The sequence below is a fragment of the Neoroseomonas lacus genome, assembly GCF_014644535.1.
Classification (GTDB): domain Bacteria; phylum Pseudomonadota; class Alphaproteobacteria; order Acetobacterales; family Acetobacteraceae; genus Neoroseomonas; species Neoroseomonas lacus.
On the sequence record NZ_BMKW01000003.1, the window covers coordinates 135,875 to 155,129 of the forward strand.

Below are 19,255 nucleotides of genomic sequence, written 5' to 3' on the forward strand. Positions count from 1 at the left end.
GCCTCAGGCCGCGATGGGGGCCGCCAAGCGGGCGCCGGCAAGCGTCAGGAAATTGCGCAGCAGGTCGTGCCCGTGCTCGGAGGCGATGCTCTCCGGGTGGAACTGCACGCCCGAAATCGGCAGTTCCTTGTGCTTCACGCCCATCACGATGCCGTCCTCGGTCCAGGCGGTGACGTCGAGGCAGTCGGGCAGGCTGGCCCGGTCGACGATCAGCGAATGGTACCGCGTGGCCGAGAAGGGGGAGGGGATGCCGGCGAACACATCCCGCCCATCGTGATGCACCTGCCAGACCTTGCCATGCACAGGTTCCGGCGCGCGCACCACCTGGCCGCCAAACGCCTGCCCGATGGCCTGGTGGCCAAGGCAGACGCCGAGCACCGGCAGCCGCACTTCGGCGGCGAGGCCGATCAGCGGCAGGCAGATGCCGGCCTCGTTCGGCGTGCAGGGGCCAGGCGAGAGCACCACGGCCTCCGGCTTCATCGCGAGCACCCCCTGCGGGTCGATCGCGTCATTGCGCCGCACTTCCACCTGGGCGCCGAGGTCGCCGAGGAAGTGGAAGAGGTTGAAGGTGAAGCTGTCGTAGTTGTCGATCAGGAGGATCATGGGAGGATCGTTGGCCCCGCTGGCCGACGAAATCAAGTGACGGCTGCCCTGCGACGGGCGCGGAGGTCGCGGCGGGGCGGAGGCGCCACACCGGGCCGGGCAGGGGCGGCCTCGCGCATGGTGGGGAATCGCGTATCGTCGGCGCAGCGCCAGGCGGCGGCCGGCACGGATGCGGGCCGCGAATGACCGGCGGGAGGAAACTATGACGCAGCACCCCTCGGGCGCCTCGCGCCCCGCGACCGGCCTGCGGCTGGCGCGCTTCGCCTTCGGCCTGGCCGCGCTGCTGGCCTGGGCCGGCCCGGCCAGCGCCGCCGACCTTCCCGACCGGCCGGTCCGCATCATCGTCCCGTTCACCCCGGGCGGCACCAGCGACATTGTCGCGCGCCTCCTGGCCGAGGCCGCCGGGCCGCATCTGCCGCGCGGCGCGGTGGTGGAAAACCGCGGCGGCGCCGGCGGCAATATCGGCATGGTCGAGGCGGCGCGCGGCGCGGCCGACGGCACCACGCTGATCCAATGCGCCTTCGGCCCCTGCGGCGCCAACCCCGCGCTGTATGCCAATCCGGGCTATGACCTGCTCAACGACTTCGCCCCCGTCATCCTGACGGGCGCGGTGCGCAACGTCATGACGGTGCGGCGGGACCTGCCGGCCCGGAATGTGCAAGAATTCATCGCCCTAGCGCGGAGCCAGCCGCTGACCTTCGCCTCCTCCGGCGTCGGCGCCTCCAACCACCTCGGGCCTGAGTTGCTGCGCTCCATCACCGGCATCGAGATGACGCATGTGCCCTATCGCGGCTCGGGCCCGGCGATAACGGACCTCGTCGCCGGCCGCGTCGATGTGTTCTTCGACAACCTGCCCTCGATCCTGCCGCATATCCGTGGCGGCACGGTGCGCGCGATGGCCGCCGTCAGCGACACGCGCATCCCCGAACTGCCCGACGTGCCAACCTTCGCCGAACAGGGCGTGCCGGGCATGGCGATCGATTCATGGTTCGGCTTCATGGCGCCCGCCCGCACGCCGCCGGCGGCCATCGCCGCCCTCAACACTGCCTTCGGTCGCGCTCTCCAGGACCCGACCGTGCGCGCCCGCATGGCCGAGCTAGGTGCCACGCCGCTCGGCGGCACGCCCGACCAGATGGGCGCCCATGTCCGCGCCGAGGCCGCCCGCTGGGCCGAGGTCGTCCGCAAGCAAGGAATCCGCGCCGAATGAGCCGCATCACTTCCATCCGCACTATCCGCATCGGCGAACGGCCGAACCTGATCTGGGTGGAGGTCACCACGGATGAGGGCCTGACCGGCCTCGGCGAGGCCTTCCGCGGTGCCGCGGCGGTCGAGGCCGTCATCCACGAGAGCGTCGCGCCCATGCTGATCGGCCGCGACTCCCGGGACATCGAGCCGATCTCCCGCGCGCTGCTCACCCCCTATGTCGGCTTCGGTGGTTCCTCGGCCGAGGTCCGCGCGGCATCGGCCATCGACATCGCCCTGTGGGACCTCAAGGGCCAGCGCCACGGCATCCCGGTGCATGAGGCCCTCGGCGGCAAGTCGCGCGACAAGGTGCGCAGCTACAACACCTGCGCCGGCTACGACTACAACACGAAATCCGCGCAGCGCCGCGACATCGGCGCCACCGACGAGGCGCGCGGCCCCTATGACGACCAGGTCGCCTTCATGCGCGACGCCGGCCAGCTTGCCGAAAGCCTGCTGTCGGAGGGCTTCAACGCCATGAAGATCTGGCCCTTCGACATCTACGCCCCGGCGACGCAGGGCGTGTCCATCACGCTCGCGGACCTCAAGAAGGGTCTGGAGCCCTTCGCCAAGATCCGCCGCGCGGTCGGCGAGCGTATGGAGATCATGGCCGAGCTCCATTCGCTGTGGTCCTACCCCGCCGCGCTGTCGATCTGCCGCGCGCTGGAGGAGTTCAACATCACCTGGGCGGAAGACCCGATCGCCAAGATGGACGACGTGGCCTCGCTCGCCGAACTGCGCCGCGCCGTGCGCGTGCCGATTTGTGCGTCCGAGACGCTGGGCGGCAAGGTCGCCTTCCGCGACCTGCTGGTGGCCGGCGCGACGGATATCGTCATGCTCGACCTCGCCTGGTGCGGCGGTCTGACCGAGGCGCGCAAGATCGCCGCCCTCGCCGAGGCCTGGGCGCGGCCGGTCGCCCCGCATGACTGCACCGGGCCGATCACCCTGATCGCCTCGGTCCACCTGGCCATGCACGCCCCCACCGCGATGTTCCAGGAAGTCGTGCGGGCGACCCTCGCCACCTGGTATCGCGACCTGGTGACGGTGCTGCCGCGCGTCGAACAGGGCTGGGTGCTGCCGATGGAAGGCCCGGGCCTGGGGGCGATGCTGCTGCCGGCCGTCGCGCAGCGGGAGGACGCGATTCTGCGCAGCAGCGGCCGGTGATCGAGGCCGTGCCGCATCTGTCGCTGGCACCGCCCCTGGTGCTGGCGGTGCTGATGCTGGGCGGGCTCACGCTGCGGCACTGGGGCGCGCGCCGGCTGGCCCTGCTCGGCACCGGCATGATCTGGCTGGCGCTGGCCGTTGCGGTGGCCTGGTTCGCGTCAAGCCTGATGTCGATCCTGCCCCTGCTCGGCGGCTGAGCCTGCGACTGACGGGTTCGGCACCGGCCCGTCACGCCGCCGGCGGCACATTCCCCGTACGAATCAGGAAGGCGGCCCGCGCCGCCGCCTGCGCCCAATCCGCCGTCCCGTCCGGGCAGCGCACCAGCCGCACGGACGGGTACCAGACCGGCACCTCCACCGCGTTCAGCCAGCGCCAATCGACATGCTGGCCGTGGGTCAGCATCAGCGCCGGCCGCCCCAGCGCGCCGGCCAGATGCAGCACGGCGGTATCGACCGTGACCACCAGGTCCAGCGCCTCGATCGCTGCCGCTGTATCGAGGAACCAATCCGGCCCGCCATCCAGTTCCGGCCCCAATCGGTCGAGCGGGAAGGGCGCCTGCTGTTCTTCCCCCGGCCCCTTCTGCAAGGAGAACAGCCGCACCCCCGGCGCCGCCGCGATCGGCGCGAAGGCGGCCAGCGGCACCGAACGGTTGGCATCCACCGGCGCTGCCGGATTGCCCTGCCAGACGATGCCGATGCGCAGGCCGTGCTCGCCGATCCGCGCCCGCAGCCGCGCTAGCCGCTCGGGCTCCACCGCCAGATAGGGCACCCGCCCGCGATACTGCTGCGCCGTCAGCCCCAGCGCGCGCGGCAGGTTCAGCAACGGCAGCCAGGCCTTCACCCCCGGCACGCTGCCGGGCGCGGTGCTGGACCGCAGGTCGAGCCCCTCGGCCAGCGGCGCGAGCAGCTTGTGCAGCCGCGGGTCGAGCACCGCATGCACGCGGATGCCGCGCGCCACCAGCAGCGGCAGATAGCGTGCGAACTGGATGGTGTCGCCGAGCCCCTGTTCGCCCATCACCAGCACGGCATCCGGTCGGCCCTCGCCGCGCCAAGCCGGTATCGGCACCGGCCCCTCCGGCCCCGGCCGCGTCACCCTGGGGAAGGCGGCGGGCATGATCTCGAAGCGGACCTCATAGGTGTCCCAGGCCTCGTTCCACTGCCCGGCCTGGAACAGCGCGCGGGCGAGGGCGGCCCGCACCGTGGTATCGCCCGGCACCAGGGCGGCGAGGTTGCGCAGCGCTGCGGCGGCCTCCGTGGGGCGCCCCTCCGCGCGGGCCGCCTCGATCAGCGCGAGCAGGGCGGCAAGGTCAGCTATTGCCGCGCTCACGCCGCCCGGCGGCGAAGCGCACCGCTTCCTCCGCCGCGCGGAACAACGCCCGCGCCTTCTGCTTCGTCTCCTCATATTCCGACTTCGGGTCGGAATCGGCGACGACGCCGGCCCCCGCCTGGACATGCATCACGCCGTCCTTCACCAGGGCGGTGCGCAGCGCGATGCAGGTATCCATGCCGCCATCGGCGCCGAAATACCCGATCCCGCCGGCATAAAGCCCGCGCCGCGACGGCTCCAGCTCCTCGATGATCTCCATCGCCCGGATCTTCGGCGCCCCGGTCAGCGTCCCCGCCGGGAAGCCCGCGCAATAGGCATCGAGCGCATCGAGTCCATCCCGCAGCCGCCCCTGCACCTCCGAGCCGATATGCATCACCTGCGAATACCGCTCGACCTGGAACTGCGCGGTCACCTTCACCGAGCCGATCGCCGCGACCCGCCCGACATCGTTGCGCCCAAGATCGAGCAGCATCAGATGCTCCGCGCGTTCCTTCGGGTCGGCCAGCAACTCGATCTCGAGCGCGCGGTCCTCCTCGGGCGTGGCGCCCCGGCGCCGCGTACCGGCCAGCGGCCGCACCGTCACCGTGTTGTCGCGGCAGCGCACCAAGATCTCCGGGCTGGCCGCCACCACCGAGAACCCGCCGAAATCCCCGAACACCAGGAAGGGCGCGGGATTGATCCGCCGCAGCGCGCGATACAGCGAGAAGGGCGGCAGCCCGAAGGGCACCGAGAATCGCTGTGACGGCACCACTTGGAACACGTCGCCGGCGCGGATGTATTCCTTGGCCTTCTCCACCGCCGCGATGAAGCTCGCCTCGGTGAAGTTGCTGTCGGGCTGGCCAAGCTGCGGCAGCACCGCCGGCGGCGCGGCGCGCGGCACCGGCCGGTCGAGTGCCGCCTCCGCCTCATCCAGCCGCGCCTCCGCCGCTTCCAGCGCCGCGCCGGGTTCGCCGCCCGGCCACACCGGCGCGCACAGCGTCAGCGTGTCGCGCACATGGTCGAACACCGCCATCAGCGTCGGCCGCGTCAGCACCGCATCGGGAATGCCAAGCACATCGGGGTTGGTCTCGGGCAGCTTCTCGATCAGCCGCACCATGTCGTAGCCGAGATAGCCGAACAGCCCGGCGGCCATCGGCGGCAGGCCTGCCGGCACGGGCATCCGCGCGGCGGCGATCACCCGGCGCAGGCTGTCGAGCGCCGGTCCATCCTCCGGCACGAAGGCATGCGGGGCCGACAGCGCATGGCGGTTGATCTCCGCCTTGCCGCCCCGGCAGCGCCAAACCAGGTCCGGCGCCAGGCCGATGCCCGAATACCGCCCGCGCGCCGCCCCGCCCTCGATCGACTCCAGCAGGAAGGCATTGGCCTGCGCCCCGCCGGTCAGCTTCAGGAAGGCGCCGACCGGGGTGTCGAGGTCGGCCACCCGCTCGCGCACCAGCACCGTGCCGTGGCCGGCCTCCAGCGCCGCGCGCGCCTTGGCGAAATCCGTCCCGCTCATGGCCCGGTCACCTGGTTCAGCATGTCGGTATTCACCCGCACATTCGCCCGCCCGCGCAGCGCGTTGGAGAACTGCGCCTCCAACTCATCCTGCATCGACTGCTCGATGCCCGTCCGCACCCGCGCCATCGCATTCGCATCGCTGGCCGGGTCGAAGGGGATGATCTCCGTCAGCCGCGCCACGGCGAAGCCGTCGCGGGTCTCGACCATGGTCGCATCGCCCTGCTTGGCCTCGAACAGCGGAGCGACCAGTTCCGTCGGCAACTCGCCGGCCTGGGCCGGGTCGCGGGTGAAGGGGCCGATCGTCTGCACCGTCAGCCCGGCCTCGCCGGCCGCCTCGGCCACGCTCTTGCCGCCGCGGATGGCCGCGAGCAGCGCCGCTGCCCGCGCCTCCGCCTCGCGCCGCCGCGCATCGGCGACATAGGCCTCGCGCACCGCCGCCTCGACCGTCTCGAAGGGCCGCAGCGCCCGCGGCACCACGCCGCGGATCTCGATGGCGACAAAGGCGTCGCCCATCTCGGTCATGCGCGGCGCATCGCCCTGCCGCGCGGCGAAGATCGCCCGCAGCAACTCGGCCCGCTGGGCGGCGGCCACCGGCAGCGCCACCTCGGCATCGGCCTGGTCATGCCCGGTCGCATCCAGCGTCGCCGAGACGATCGGCAGCGAGAAGCGCTGCGCCACCTCGGCCAGCGTCGCCCCGCCGGCCAGCGCATCCTCGACGCGATTGGCCCGCTCATAGGCCATGTCGAGCGCACGATCATGCGCCACGTCCCGCCGCAGCTGGTCGCGCACCTGGTCGAGCGTGCGCGTGGCCGCCGGCTCAACGCGCTCGACCTTCAGCACATGCCAGCCGAAGGCGCTGCGCACCGGGTCGGTCACCGCGCCGGGGGCGGCGGCAAACGCTGCGGCCGCGACATCGGCGATCGGCAGTGCTGCGCGGTCGAGCAGGCCGAGATCGGCCGCCCCGCCATCCGCCGCGCGCGCCTGCGCCTCGATCGCCGCGAGGTCCGCCCCGCCGCGCCAGGCCTCGGCAATGGCCTTCGCCGCGTCCTCGGAGGGCACCACCGCCTGTTCCAGGGCGCGCCGCTCCGGTGTCTCGAACTGCGCCCGGCGCGCCTCATAGGCCTGCTGCAGATCGGCGTCGCTCACCTCGATCTCGCCCGATAGCGTCTCGGGCGACAGAATCAGCACCGAACTCTCCCGGTAGGCGGGGGAGGAGAAGCGCTCCGGGTTGTTCTCCTCATACCGCCGCAGCTGGGCCTCGGTCGGTGCCTCGGGTTCCGGCATGGCGTCGCGGGCGACGCGCACCACCTCGGCGGTGCGCCGCTGCAACGCCCAGGCGACCAGCGGCGCGACCATCGCATCCGGCGCCGCCGAGCCCGCCCGTATCGCGCCGGCGATCTGCTGGCGCAGCACGTCATCGGCCACGGCCTGGAGGAACTGCGCCTCGGTCAGCTCATTGGCGCGCAGGAAGCCGTCGAAGGTCTGGCGCGAGAACTGCCCATCGGGCCCGCGCAGCCCGGGAATGGCGAAGACCGCGTCGCGCACCACATCGGCCGGCGCGACGATGCCCAGGTGCTTCGCCTCGTTGCGCAGCACGCGTTCGGCGATCAGCCGTTCGAGCGCGGTCGCCCCCACGGCGCGGCGGATGTTCTCGTCCGGCTCGAAGCGGTTGCCGAGCTGGCGGGCGATGCGCGTCATCTCCCGCCGCGCGGCGGCCTGGGCCTCGGGCAGCTCGATCGCGCTGTCACCGACCCGGACCACGGCGGAATCGCGGCCGAAATTGCGCACGACGTCCTCGATCCCCCAGATGGCGAAGGAACCGATGAGGAGCAGGAAGAGGAGCCTGGCGAACCAGGTGCCGGCCAGGCGGCGCATCGCGGTGAGCATGGGCGCGTGATTAGCCGGGCAGGGGGCCGGACGGAAGGGGCGGGGGGCGCTTTGGCCCCTGACGCGCCGGGCTTATGCTGGCCAGCGGTGGGACGGGAGAGGGCTTTGCCCCCTCCGGACCTCCCCGACCAAAGGCCCGAGGCCTTTGGAAACCGATACCAGGTGTCGGGCGCGGGGGCTTGTTCCCCGGAGCCCACGGCGCGTCGGGAAGGGCAGTGGGGCTTGGCACCGACCCTGGGCATCATGCCAATCGCCCAAGGGCCACGAGCCGAGGGCCAAGGGCATCCATTGGCGGCGTTTCGCGATGCCAATGGCGTCCCGCGGTGAGGTGGGTCGAAGGGGCAACGCCCCTTCCGACGTCGCGCGCCGCCACATCGTGGAGGCGCCGATTCCGGCGTCACTACGGCTTCAGGCGGTACCCGGTGCGGAACATCCACCACAATATGGCCAGGCAGATCGCCATGAACCCCGTCATGAAGGCGAGGCTGGCCGCCACGCTGACATCCCCGACGCCATGGAAGCTCCAGCGGAACCCGCTGACCAGGTAGACCACCGGGTTGAACAGGCTGATCGTCCGCCACGGCTGCGCCAGCATGTCGATCGAGTAGAAGGCCCCACCCAGGAAGGTCAGCGGCGTCACCACCAGCGACGGAATGATCGCCAACTGCTCGAAGCTCTTCGCCCAGATGCCGATGATGAAGCCGAACAGGCTGAACGCGACCGAGGTGATCGCCAGGAACCCCAGCATCCAGAACGGATGGCGGATCTCGAGATCCACGAAGAAGGTCGCCGTCACCAGGATGATCAGCCCGATGCCGATCGACTTTGTCGCCGCCGCCCCGACATAGGCCACCACTGCCTCGAAGGCCGACAGCGGCGCGGACAATATCTCAAACAGCGTGCCGGTGAATTTCGGGAAATAGATGGCGATCGACGCATTCGAGATGCTCTGCGTCAGGATCGTCAGCATCATCAGCCCCGGCACGATGAAGGCCCCGTAGTCGACGCCGCCCATCTGCTGCATGTGCGAGCCGATCGCCGCCCCGAACACGACGAAATACAGCGCCGTGGTGATCACCGGCGTGGCGATGCTCTGCCAGACCGTCCGCAGCGCGCGCTGCATTTCGGTGCGGTAGATCGCCCAGATCCCGTGGAGATTGATCCCGCGCATCAGCCGCGCTCCACCAGGCTGACGAAGATGTCCTCTAGCGAACTCCGGGTCGTCTCCAGATCCTTGATGTCGATCCCCAACTCGCCCAGCCGCTTCAACAGCGCCGCGATGCCCGTGCCTTCGCCATGGGCGTCGAAGGTGAAAACCATCCGCTGCCCATCCGACTGCAGCTCCAGCGGCCAACCCTGCAATTCGGCCGGTATCGCCGCCATCGGCTGCTGCAGCTCCAGCATCAGCCGCCGCTTGCCCATCTTCTCCATCAGCGCGGCGGTATCCTCGACCAGCAGGATGCGCCCCTTGTCGATGACCCCGACGCGGTCCGCCATCTCCTCGGCCTCCTCAATGTAATGAGTGGTCAGCACGATCGTGACGCCCCGGTCGCGCAGGCGGCGCACCAGCGCCCACATGTCGCGGCGCAGATTGACGTCCACCCCGGCGGTCGGCTCGTCGAGGAACAGCAATTCGGGCTCGTGGCTGAGCGCCTTGGCGATCATCACCCGCCGCTTCATCCCGCCCGACAGCTCGATGGTCTTGCTGTGCCGCTTGTCCCACAGCGACAGGTCGCGCAGCAGCTGCTCGATATAGGCCGGGTCCGGTGCGCGCCCGAACAGCCCGCGGCTGAATTGCACCGTGTTCCAGACGGTCGAGAAGATATCGAGCGCGATCTCCTGCGGGACGAGGCCGATGGTCGAGCGTGTCGCGCGGAAATCCGTCACGATGTTACGACCGGCGACGAGGACTGTCCCGGCCGACATGGTAACGGTCCCGCAGACGATGCTGATCAGCGTCGTCTTGCCGGCCCCGTTCGGGCCGAGCAGCGCGAAGATCTCGCCCCGCCGGACCGCCAGATCGACGCCGCCCAGCGCGGTGAGCCCTGAATCATAATGTTTTTCAACACCGGAAATGGAGAGAATTGGGGGCATTGCCTCTACTTTTGATGGACGCCGCACACCCATCGCCGGCCGACGCGTCACGGCGGCAGCATGGCTCGGCGGCGGCGATGTCGATGACGCGTGTCGCGAAGGCGGCTGTGGATGAACGAGCCCCGGCACATGAGGTGCCCCGCCCACCGTCGCAATCGCTGCGCGCTTTCATTTGATGCACCTCCCGCCCGGCGCAACCACCGCGCGCCCACCGCCACGACAGTCCCGCCGAAGCCCCCCATAGACAGCGCATTCCCCCTCACGCTAACCGAAACGTCGAATGCCGAGGGGGAGACGCCATCGTGACGCCTGGACTGCGCCCGCTGATCGCCGGGAACTGGAAGATGCATGGCACGCTGCGCGCCTCCGTGGCGCTGGCCGAGGCCATCCGCGCCGGCGCCGATGGCCTGAACGCCGAACTCCTGATCTGCCCGCCCTTTCCCTATATCCAGGCGATCGCGATGAGCCTGCTTGGCCAGCCCATCGCGATCGGCGCCCAGGATTGCCACCTGGTGGTCCAGGGTGCGCATACCGGCGACGTTGCCGCCCCGATGCTGCGTGATTGCGGCGCGACCTACGTCATCCTCGGCCATTCCGAACGCCGCGCCGACCATGGCGAGACCGACGCGGTGGTGAAGGCCAAGGCCGCCACCGCCATCGCCCATGGCCTGACGCCCATCATCTGCGTCGGCGAAACCCTCGCCCAGCGTGAGGCCGGGGAGGCAGAGTCCGTGGTCCGCGCCCAGCTCTCCGGCAGCCTGCCCGATGGTTTCGCCGAAGCGGACGGCGTCGTCGCCTATGAACCCGTCTGGGCCATCGGCACCGGCAAGACGCCGACCGAGGCCGACATTGCCGCCATCCATGCCGCCCTGCGCCAGGCCGCCGGCGCCACCACCCGGCTGCTCTATGGCGGCTCGGTCAAGCCGGGCAATGCGGCGGCCATCCTGGCCCTGCCGCATGTCGACGGCGCCCTGGTCGGCGGCGCCAGCCTGGTCGCCGAGGATTTCCTCGCCATTGCCCGCGCGGCGGGGTAGCCCGCCGGCCCCGCCTTGCTGTAGAAGCGCGCCACCATGACCACCGTCCTGCTCGTCCTCCACCTGTTCGTGACCCTCACCCTGATCGGCCTCGTGCTGCTGCAGCGCAGTGAGGGCGGCGGGTTGGGCATCGGCTCCTCCCAGGGGATGGGCTCTTTCATGGGCGGGCGCGGCACGGCCAACCTGCTGACGCGCGGCACGGCGATCCTCGGCACCGCCTTCTTCGTGCTGGCGCTGTCGCTGGCGCTGCTCAACCGCGGCGCCTCGATGCAGTCGCGCTCGATCCTCGACACGCCGGCCCCGGCGTCCGCCCCGGCCGCACCCGCGGTCCCGGCGCTGCCGGCCGTGCCGAACAACTAAAGCGCTGAATCGGCGGCGCCGGGTTAGTCGCCGTGTTTCCAGTATTTAGAATGCCGGCGTGTCGGTATTTACGACATTTGCCTTAGCCGTTCGAACGCAAGGCGGCATTGCGGTTGCTTGCCTATTTGCGTGAAGTCCAAACAATTTTCCTGAATCCACTCCAGAAACACGTGACGCAATCCCGACATACACTCGCTAACTGCGAATACGACAGAAATTTCTACTTTTCGGAGAAGAAAAGTATCTGATTGATTGCTTGAATTTGATGGAGGCAAAACACGAGTCCATATAGATTGAGGCGGAATCCCATTTCTAATCAATAAATTTCGTGCATACTCGACACGGGCAGATGCAATAGACTGCAGCCCGTTAACTTGAGATTCCGCAATATCCATGCTTCCTTCAATCAGTATTGGTCCTTCGCTGGATCGAGCGGATTCGATAATTCTGTCCCATCGGCCGGTTAAAATGAATGAATCAGGAATTTCGGTGCTATTCTCCGGATAATAGACATGCCATGGATTTATGCGTCGAAATCCGCACGGGTCTGTGGCAAATACTGGTGCATCAGACGTATTTCTTGGGGAACTTTGCGATATAGCTGGTGTTGTGAAGAAAATAACGAGTATTGAGAGACTGCAGGCAAAAATTCTACAGGGCAGAAAATTGAAGATCCCTTTGTTCTGCGCGCTCATCTGCATCGGCTCACATCTGTTTCAAGATAGCTCTATGCGGAATTCAGCACCAAAGAATGATTAGAAGGCAAGTGATCGATTCGCCTTCGACGCGATAGCCAAGGCAATTTGTCGTGCTCCTGTGCGTAACGCCTGCGAGTCCCACGCCGCCGCACCACGCATGGCCGTCACGCTCGATGGACCGCGATGCGCGCCTAGCCCCGACGCGCTCACCCGGCTATGTAGCCGGCCCATGGCCCGGTTCGTATTCATCACCGGCGGCGTGGTCTCCTCGCTTGGCAAGGGTATCGCTTCCGCCTCCCTCGGCGCGTTGCTTCAGGCACGCGGCTACAAGGTTCGGCTGCGCAAGCTGGACCCCTACCTCAACTATGATCCGGGCACGATGTCCCCGTATCAGCACGGCGAGGTCTACGTCACCGATGACGGTGCCGAGACCGACCTCGACCTCGGTCACTACGAACGCTTCACCGGAGTCGCGGCGCGCAAGCCCGACAACTGGACAACGGGACGCATCTATTCGGATGTGATCGCGGCCGAGCGGCGTGGCGACTACCTCGGTGGCACCGTCCAGGTGATCCCGCACATCACTGACAAGATCAAGGAAGTCATCCAGGCCGAAACCGACGGCTATGACTTCGTGCTGGTCGAGATCGGCGGCACCGTCGGCGACATCGAAAGCCTGCCCTTCCTCGAAGCCATGCGCCAGCTGGCCAATGAACTCGGCCCGCAGCGCAGCCTGTTCATGCACCTGACGCTGGTGCCCTACATCGCCTCGGCCGGCGAGCTGAAGACCAAGCCGACCCAGCATTCGGTCAAGGAACTGCTCGGCCTCGGCATCCAGCCGCAGATCCTGCTCTGCCGCTCGGACCGCCCGATTCCGGAGAATGAGCGGCGCAAGATCGCGCTGTTCTGCAACGTCCGCCCCGAAAGCGTCATCCCCGCGCTCGATGCCAGCACCATCTACGAGGTGCCGCTGATGTATCACCGCGAGGGGCTCGACCAGGAAGTGCTGCGCCTGTTCGGCATGTCCGCCTATGGCGAGCCCAACATGAAGAGGTGGGAAGACATCGTTCATGCGGTGAAGGAGCCGGAAGGCGAGGTCACCATCGCCGTCGTCGGCAAATACACCAACCTGCTCGACGCCTATAAGTCGCTGGCCGAGGCGCTGACGCATGGCGGCATCGCCCACAACGTCAAGGTCAACCTCGACTGGGTGGACAGCCAGATCTTCGAGAACGACGCCGAGGCCGTCGACCGGCTCGAAAAGGTCAACGGCATCCTCGTCCCCGGCGGCTTCGGGGAACGCGGAACCGAGGGCAAGATCGAAGCCGTCCGCTTCGCTCGCGAACGCAAGATCCCCTTCTTCGGCATCTGCTTCGGCATGCAGATGGCGGTGATCGAGGCGGCGCGGAACCTGCTCGATATCAAGGGCGCCTCCTCCACCGAGTTCGGCCCTTGCAACGAGCCGGTGGTCGGGCTGCTGACCGAATGGCTGCGCGGCAATGAGATCGAAAAGCGCGCCGCCGCCGGCGACCTCGGCGGCACGATGCGCCTCGGTGCCTATCCGGCGGTGCTCGCCGACGGCTCCCTGGTGCGCGAGGTCTATGACGGTGCCGGCACCATCGAGGAACGCCACCGCCACCGCTACGAGGTGAACGTCGCCTACAAGGACCGCCTCGAGGGCGTCGGGCTGCGCTTCTCCGGCATGTCGCCCGACGGCGTGCTGCCCGAAATTGTCGAATATCCGGACCATCCCTGGTTCATCGGCGTGCAGTACCACCCGGAACTGAAGTCCAAGCCGTTCAAGCCCCACCCACTCTTCGCTGGCTTCGTCGGCGCGGCGGTGAAGCAGGCTCGGCTAGTCTGATACCGGCGGCCCTTGAGCTTGACCGGTGGGAGCGCGAGGGGCGTCGCCCCTCTCGTGCTCTCCACACCAAAGGCCTAAGGGCCTTTGGAAACCGATACTGGGCGCCACGCGCCACGGTCAGGAAAGTCGCCGGGGCACGCTCTTGCGCCCAGAGCGCGCGCCGCGGAGACAGTATGCGTTCCACGCCCAGAGCCAAACGACGGCATTCCAAAGTGCACTGCACTTTGGCGGGGTGGCTTGGAGGGGCGGCGCCCCTCCAGCCTTCCTTCTCCGGTCACCCGTGCTGCGCCCTTCCAACCGTCACTTGCCGCGGGGCAGGGGTTGGGCTATAGGAATAAAATCAAGAAATCCGCCGTATCGCGCCTGCGTGCCGGCCCAGGAATAAAAAAGTAAAATCCTAAAATCCTAAAATGGCGCTGCGGGCCTCTGCCCTGGCGGCGCCTCCGGAGCGAGCAATGCGTCACGTCACCATCGGCCCCGTCACCATCGGCAACGACCTGCCGCTGGTCTTCATCTCCGGCCCCTGCCAGATCGAAAGCCGCGCCCATGCGCTGGAGACCGCCGCCGCCCTGGCCGAGATGGCCAAGGCCGCCGGCGTGCCGATGATCTACAAATCATCATACGACAAGGCCAATCGCACCTCGGTCAACACCGCGCGCGGCATCGGCATGACCGAGGGCCTCGCCATCCTGGCCGAGGTCCGCGAAAAGACCGGCCTGCCGACGCTGACCGATGTCCACCTCCCCGACCATTGCGCCCCCGCGGCCGAGGCGGTGGATGTCCTGCAGATCCCCGCCTTTCTCTGCCGCCAGACCGACCTGCTGCTCGCCGCCGGTGAAACCGGCCGCGCGATCAACGTGAAGAAGGGCCAGTTCCTCGCGCCGTGGGACATGAAGAATGTCGCCGCGAAGATCGCCTCCACCGGCAACCACAACATCCTGCTGTGCGAGCGCGGTGCCTCCTTCGGCTACAACACGCTGGTCGCCGACATGCGTTCCCTGCCGATCATGGCCGAGACCGGCTACCCGGTGGTGATGGACGCGACCCATGCGGTGCAGCAGCCGGGCGGGCAGGGCACCTCCTCGGGCGGCCAGCGCGAATACGCCCCAGTGATGGCCCGCGCCGCCGTGGCGGTCGGCGTCGCCGCGGTCTTCATCGAGACGCATGAGGACCCCGACCACGCGCCATCCGACGGCCCGAACATGATCCCGCTGCGCCAGATGCCGGCGCTGATCGCCCGGCTCAAGGCCTTCGACGCGCTCGCAAAGGCGGGCTGAGCCGTGTGGCGCCCGGCCTGCGGCAGCGATGGCGCCGGCGAATGACCCGCCCACCCGGCCTGCCCCCCATGCCGCGCCGGCCCATCCCGGCGGCGCTCCTGGTGCTGATCCTCGCGGCCCTGCTGTGGTTCTCGCTGCCGGCCGCCTACAAGGTGCTGCAACTCGCCGGCTGGCATTGGGAGACGGTGCTGGCCGTGCTCGGCGCGCATGTCGCGGTGGTCGGCGGCATCGGCTGGATCGCCTGGATGTTCTGGGCGGCGCGCCGGCCGGGCGATGGCGGCTGACGCCGGCCGGCATCGGCCCATCGGCACAATGCCAACGGCCGAATGTTCGACCGCTGCTATCCGCGTCATGAGGCCCTCGGACGCGTGGTGCCAGCGGCACGCCTTCGGCGTAACGCGCAAACCCCCGGCTCATCTGGCTTTCGCCGGATTGCCGGCGGGCCGCATCGGCGGCTTCGGCACGAGCCAGGCCCTCGTGCCGCTGACATAAAACCTTCCTTCATCCGCGCGCCTCGATATTGCCGGCCATTCGATCGAATCCGGGGTCGCATGCGCATCAGCTATCGCGGTGATGGCACGCCAGTGCCGATATACGAGCCCGGCGACTATGTCCGTCTGAAGGGCGACGATCCTGGCCCGCTGCGGATGGCGATGGCCGGCGAATGGGGCTGCGTGCTGCGCAACCGCGGCACGGAGGGCCTCGACATCCGCCTCGCCGGCTTTTCCCGCCCGCGCACCTCGGACCTGCCGGACGTCACCGGCATGCCGCCGCGCCTGGTCCAGCCCTGCGACCGTCAGGGGTTGAGCCTGGCGTTCCAGCGCGACCTGCGGCGGAAAGCGCGGGCGTAGAACCAGCGCACCGCCGCCAGCGCCTGAGGTCCGAAACCACCGCCTACGGCCCGATGCCGTGCATTGGACCGGGAGCGCACATCACGACCACGCCCAGGGGGTCCGTCGCCCCCAACGCGCCCGTGCATGGCGCGCAAGCCAAGCCGCCGCATGGCGGCGCCAGCGCCTGAAGCCCCACAAAGCCGCCAGCGGTCGACCCGGTCGACCGCTGGCGTAAGCCATTCCTTCACGAATGGCGGCCCAGACTTCTCCGACCCACCTGACAATGCCGGGAGGATCTATGCGGATAACCTACCAGCTCGACGGCACCCCGGTGCCCCAGTTCGAGTCCGGCGACATGGTGCGCTTGGTGCGGGATGAACCCGGACCCATGGTCACCGCCCATGCCGGCGATTGGGGAGAGGTGATGCGCAATCACGGGGCGGGCGGCCTCGATATCCGCCTCGCCGGCTATTGCCGTCCCCGCAACGCGCCGATGCCGATCGCGACCAGCGTGCCGGCCAGCTATGTCGCACCCTGCGACCGCAGCGGCGTCCGCCTCCGCCTGCAGCGCGACCTCGCCCGCAGGGCGGAGTTCACCTGATCCGCCCGACGCTCAGCTGCCGAGTTCGAAGCCACCGCCCCTGACCGCACGCTGCAGGTCGTTCACCGACTCGGAGAAGTTCTCCCGCCGCGCGATGTTGGTCGCCACCAGGGTGCGCACACGCGCCGACTCCGCCGCCGTTGCCACCGCCGGCGCCGAGATGCCACGCGTCTGCGACGCCGGAATGGTGAAGACCGCCGCCGGCGCGTAACCCAGCCGCTGGCCCGTAGGCGTTTCCACCGCGACGAAGTCGGCATTGCGCGTCGGCACGATCTGCACTGGCTGGCGCGCCGGCACCTCGGCCACCCGCGCCGCCGCGGGCAGGGGCGCCGCCTGCAGCGGCACCGGGCGGGCCGGCCGTGTCGCGACCGGACGCGGTGGCGGCGGCGGCGCGCTGCTGGCGCCCGGCGCCACGGCGTCAACGCCGGCGTCGAGCTCGGCCGTACGCGCCTGCATGCGCTGCTGCACCTGCTGGCTCATCGCTAGGTCGCGTTCGGCCTGCTGGCGCAGAGCAGCGAGACGGGCCGCGGCCTCCTGGCGCTGGATCGCGCCGGCGCGGGCGGCCTCCTGCAACCGCTGGGCCTCTCTCAGCCGGCAATCGGTCACGCTGTCGAGTGCCTGCTGCGTCTGCGCGATCTTGGCGTTTTCCTGCTCGACATCGGTGGCCACCGCGGCGGCGAGGGCATCCGCATTGCCGCCGGCCTGCTGCTGCCGCTGTTCGAGATAGCTGGAAGCGGCCACCGCCGCTGCGGCGGAACTCGCGGCCCAGACCAGGGCGCCGAACACGCCCGGGCGGGTGCCGAGCACGCCGCCCACGCCAACCACGGCAGCGCCGGCGACGATCGGGGCGGCGAAATAGGCCGCATTGCGATCGAACTGCTCGACCTGCGGCCGGCAGGCATCCGTCCCGTCAGCGCCGGCCAATGACGACCCGCCCGACTGCTCGCCTGCGCAGGCGCTCAACAACAGCACCGACCCCATCATCGCCGTCAGGTAGGGCCGAGAGGGTGTCGGGCCGCGAGACGCGTTGCGCAAGGTGGGATCCTCCGGTCGGTTCGCGGCGACGATACACCCTCCGGCGGCAGCACCAAGGGTCGATCCGGCCGCTCCGCGCGGCGCGATCCGACACGGCGATCCGTCCAGGGTGGGATTCAACTCCCCGGTGTCGGCCCGGCTAGCGAAGGTCAGATCGTCTGTCCGCGCAGGAACCCGAGGGCGGGCAACGGCACCCATTTCCGCGGCAGGTCGGACCGCCGGATCGGCGCAACCGAGTAATGCGGCACTGGCTGCTTGGCCCGCACCAGCCAATCGGCATAGGCCATGACTTGCTGGTCCCGCCAAGCCCGGTCATCCAGCGCCTGGGCGCGTGACCGGAACACTTCTGCGACGCGGCTACGACGCCCTACCGTCGCCACGACGGCCCAGAGCGTATCGTCATCCCCGGCACGGACATTGACCAGGATCCCCACACACGCACGGTGGCAAATCCAAAGGGGGCGGGTCAAGCACGGGGCGGCGTGTGACCTCCGTCACCGGCAAGACAAAGCCGTGATCCGGGGCAGGCGGAGGCGCGGCGGTTCGGTCGCGCGAACCCCGGCCCCATCCGCGGCATGCACAGTCTCCGCCCCGGGCACCCTCAGGCCGCCGCGGCGGCCGGGACGCCGATCCGTTCCAGCGGGCCGAATTCGCGCTCCAGCAGCGGCTTCACCGCGCCTTCCCAGGCGGCGATGGACCCCATGGCGGTCGCTGCCGGCATGTCGCCCACCTGCGCCTGCAACAGGTAGTGGCAGGGGCTTGCGGCGCGGATCTCGGCCGCCATGCGCGCAGCGACGGTCGCCGCATCGCCCACCAGCATGTGCGCGCCCATCTCCTCGAGGCTCGGTTCGCCCTCCCAGGCCTTCTCGACGATCATGCCGCCATCCATCGCCTGCTCGCGCCGGCGCAGGGCCTGCGAGAGGCGGATCTGCCAGCGGGTGTTCTCGAGGAACGCCATCGCCTCGGCCCGGTCGTCGGTGACGCAGAAGGGACGCATCGCGCCGAAGCGCAGCGTGTCCGGGCTGCGGCCGGCGGCGGCGCGGATGGTCTCGAAGCGTGCCCGCGCGGCGGCGAGCATCGCGGGGGTGAAGTGGCGCGGCGTGACCATCACCACGCAGTCGCGCTCGGCGGCGTAGCGATGCAGGTCGGGGTTGTCGCCGGCGACGTAGATGTCGGGCAGGCCGCGCACCGGGCGCGGCGCGATATGCGCGGTGGGCATGCTGTAATGGGCGCTCTGGTGGGCGAAGGTCTCGGCACCAAAGGCCGCTTCCATCATGCCCATCACTTCCAGCAACCGGCCGGGCGCTTCCGCGAGGTCCTGGCCAAAGCGCTCGAATTCATAGGGCTGGTAGCCGCTGCCGATGCCGAGCACGAGCCGGCCATGCGTCATCGAATCGACCATGCCGATCTCGGCGATCAGCCGCGAGGGGTGATAGAGCGGCACGATCACCACGCCCGAGCCGAGTCTGATGCGCGAGGTCTCGCCGGCCAGCCGCGCGACCATCATCAACGGCGAGGGGCAGACGCAGTAGTTGGAGAAGTGGTGCTCGGCGAACCAGGCGATGGCGAAGCCGGCCTGTTCGGCGGCCTTCACCTGCGCGACGGCGTTGTCGTAAATCGCCGCGGTCGAGGCACCGCGTGTGCGATAGCCCATGAGGCAGAACAGCCCGACATCCATCATTCGTTTCCTTGCTTCCCTGCCGTCATGCTTGGCCGAAGCCGACGCCCCGGCAACCCCAC

Annotated in this window: 19 protein-coding genes; 10 read left to right on the forward strand and 9 right to left on the reverse strand. The window is 69.1% G+C overall.

The features are described from left to right. Positions 1–3: 3 nt before the first annotated feature. Positions 4–603, reverse strand: a complete 600-nt coding sequence (locus IEY36_RS07110; protein ID WP_188966257.1) for an anthranilate synthase component II — start codon at positions 601–603, stop codon at positions 4–6. A 202-nt stretch (positions 604–805) separates the two neighbouring features. Here IEY36_RS07110 and IEY36_RS07115 point away from each other — a divergent pair, with 202 nt between their 5' ends. The 3 genes from IEY36_RS07115 to IEY36_RS07125 are packed head-to-tail and all read left to right on the forward strand — an operon-like array spanning position 806 to position 3,206. Further along, positions 806–1,810, forward strand: coding sequence for a Bug family tripartite tricarboxylate transporter substrate binding protein (locus IEY36_RS07115; RefSeq protein WP_188966258.1), 1,005 nt, complete (start codon positions 806–808; stop codon positions 1,808–1,810). Beyond that, on the forward strand, positions 1,807–3,009 hold the full coding sequence (locus tag IEY36_RS07120; protein WP_188966259.1) for a mandelate racemase/muconate lactonizing enzyme family protein: 1,203 nt from the start codon (positions 1,807–1,809) through the stop codon (positions 3,007–3,009). Before IEY36_RS07115 ends, IEY36_RS07120 begins: the two co-directional genes overlap by 4 nt. Beyond that, on the forward strand, positions 3,006–3,206 hold the full coding sequence (locus tag IEY36_RS07125) for a hypothetical protein (RefSeq protein WP_188966260.1): 201 nt from the start codon (positions 3,006–3,008) through the stop codon (positions 3,204–3,206). The genes IEY36_RS07120 and IEY36_RS07125 overlap by 4 nt, the downstream gene beginning before the upstream one ends. 31 nt (positions 3,207–3,237) lie before the next feature. On the opposite strand, the gene IEY36_RS07130 is transcribed toward IEY36_RS07125, so the two are convergent. From IEY36_RS07130 to IEY36_RS07150, 5 genes are all read right to left on the reverse strand, one after another. Continuing rightward, positions 3,238–4,335 (reverse strand): tetratricopeptide repeat protein, encoded by a 1,098-nt coding sequence (locus IEY36_RS07130; RefSeq protein ID WP_188966261.1) that lies wholly within the window; start codon positions 4,333–4,335, stop codon positions 3,238–3,240. Next, the gene (gene trpE / locus IEY36_RS07135; RefSeq protein WP_188966262.1) at positions 4,316–5,830 is read right to left on the reverse strand and encodes an anthranilate synthase component I; all 1,515 of its coding nucleotides are present in this window, start codon (positions 5,828–5,830) and stop codon (positions 4,316–4,318) included. Before trpE ends, IEY36_RS07130 begins: the two co-directional genes overlap by 20 nt. Next, complete coding sequence (locus tag IEY36_RS07140; protein WP_188966263.1) at positions 5,827–7,719, reverse strand: peptidylprolyl isomerase; 1,893 nt, start codon at positions 7,717–7,719, stop codon at positions 5,827–5,829. The genes trpE and IEY36_RS07140 overlap by 4 nt, the downstream gene beginning before the upstream one ends. Positions 7,720–8,119: 400 nt before the next feature. After that, the gene (locus IEY36_RS07145) at positions 8,120–8,890 is read right to left on the reverse strand and encodes an ABC transporter permease (RefSeq protein WP_188966264.1); all 771 of its coding nucleotides are present in this window, start codon (positions 8,888–8,890) and stop codon (positions 8,120–8,122) included. Continuing rightward, complete coding sequence (locus tag IEY36_RS07150; RefSeq protein WP_188966265.1) at positions 8,890–9,813, reverse strand: ABC transporter ATP-binding protein; 924 nt, start codon at positions 9,811–9,813, stop codon at positions 8,890–8,892. Before IEY36_RS07150 ends, IEY36_RS07145 begins: the two co-directional genes overlap by 1 nt. Before the next feature lie 314 nt (positions 9,814–10,127). Between IEY36_RS07150 and tpiA the strand changes: the two genes are divergently transcribed. From tpiA to IEY36_RS07185, 7 genes are all read left to right on the forward strand, one after another. Beyond that, on the forward strand, positions 10,128–10,847 hold the full coding sequence (gene tpiA, locus IEY36_RS07155; protein ID WP_188966636.1) for a triose-phosphate isomerase: 720 nt from the start codon (positions 10,128–10,130) through the stop codon (positions 10,845–10,847). A 36-nt stretch (positions 10,848–10,883) separates the two neighbouring features. Beyond that, on the forward strand, positions 10,884–11,207 hold the full coding sequence (gene secG, locus IEY36_RS07160) for a preprotein translocase subunit SecG (RefSeq protein WP_188966266.1): 324 nt from the start codon (positions 10,884–10,886) through the stop codon (positions 11,205–11,207). 927 nt (positions 11,208–12,134) lie between these two features. Continuing rightward, positions 12,135–13,769 (forward strand): CTP synthase, encoded by a 1,635-nt coding sequence (locus IEY36_RS07165; RefSeq protein ID WP_188966267.1) that lies wholly within the window; start codon positions 12,135–12,137, stop codon positions 13,767–13,769. Between the two features lie 455 nt (positions 13,770–14,224). After that, entirely contained in the window at positions 14,225–15,046 is an 822-nt protein-coding gene (gene kdsA / locus IEY36_RS07170; protein WP_188966268.1) for a 3-deoxy-8-phosphooctulonate synthase, read from the forward strand. Between the two features lie 41 nt (positions 15,047–15,087). Then, a complete protein-coding gene (locus IEY36_RS07175) occupies positions 15,088–15,330 on the forward strand; it encodes a hypothetical protein (protein WP_188966269.1) in 243 nt (80 codons plus the stop codon). 267 nt (positions 15,331–15,597) lie between these two features. Continuing rightward, positions 15,598–15,897 carry a hypothetical protein gene (locus tag IEY36_RS07180; RefSeq protein ID WP_188966270.1) on the forward strand — a complete coding sequence of 100 codons (300 nt, stop codon included), beginning with the start codon at positions 15,598–15,600 and terminating at the stop codon, positions 15,895–15,897. A 280-nt stretch (positions 15,898–16,177) separates the two neighbouring features. Beyond that, positions 16,178–16,480 carry a hypothetical protein gene (locus tag IEY36_RS07185; RefSeq protein ID WP_188966271.1) on the forward strand — a complete coding sequence of 101 codons (303 nt, stop codon included), beginning with the start codon at positions 16,178–16,180 and terminating at the stop codon, positions 16,478–16,480. A gap of 12 nt (positions 16,481–16,492) precedes the next feature. On the opposite strand, the gene IEY36_RS07190 is transcribed toward IEY36_RS07185, so the two are convergent. From IEY36_RS07190 to IEY36_RS07200, 3 genes are all read right to left on the reverse strand, one after another. Then, positions 16,493–17,515 carry a hypothetical protein gene (locus tag IEY36_RS07190; RefSeq protein WP_188966272.1) on the reverse strand — a complete coding sequence of 341 codons (1,023 nt, stop codon included), beginning with the start codon at positions 17,513–17,515 and terminating at the stop codon, positions 16,493–16,495. Positions 17,516–17,664: 149 nt separating this feature from the next. Beyond that, entirely contained in the window at positions 17,665–17,949 is a 285-nt protein-coding gene (locus tag IEY36_RS07195; protein WP_188966637.1) for a hypothetical protein, read from the reverse strand. Between the two features lie 167 nt (positions 17,950–18,116). After that, a complete protein-coding gene (locus IEY36_RS07200) occupies positions 18,117–19,196 on the reverse strand; it encodes an LLM class flavin-dependent oxidoreductase (RefSeq protein ID WP_188966273.1) in 1,080 nt (359 codons plus the stop codon). Between the last annotated feature and the right edge of the window lie 59 nt (positions 19,197–19,255).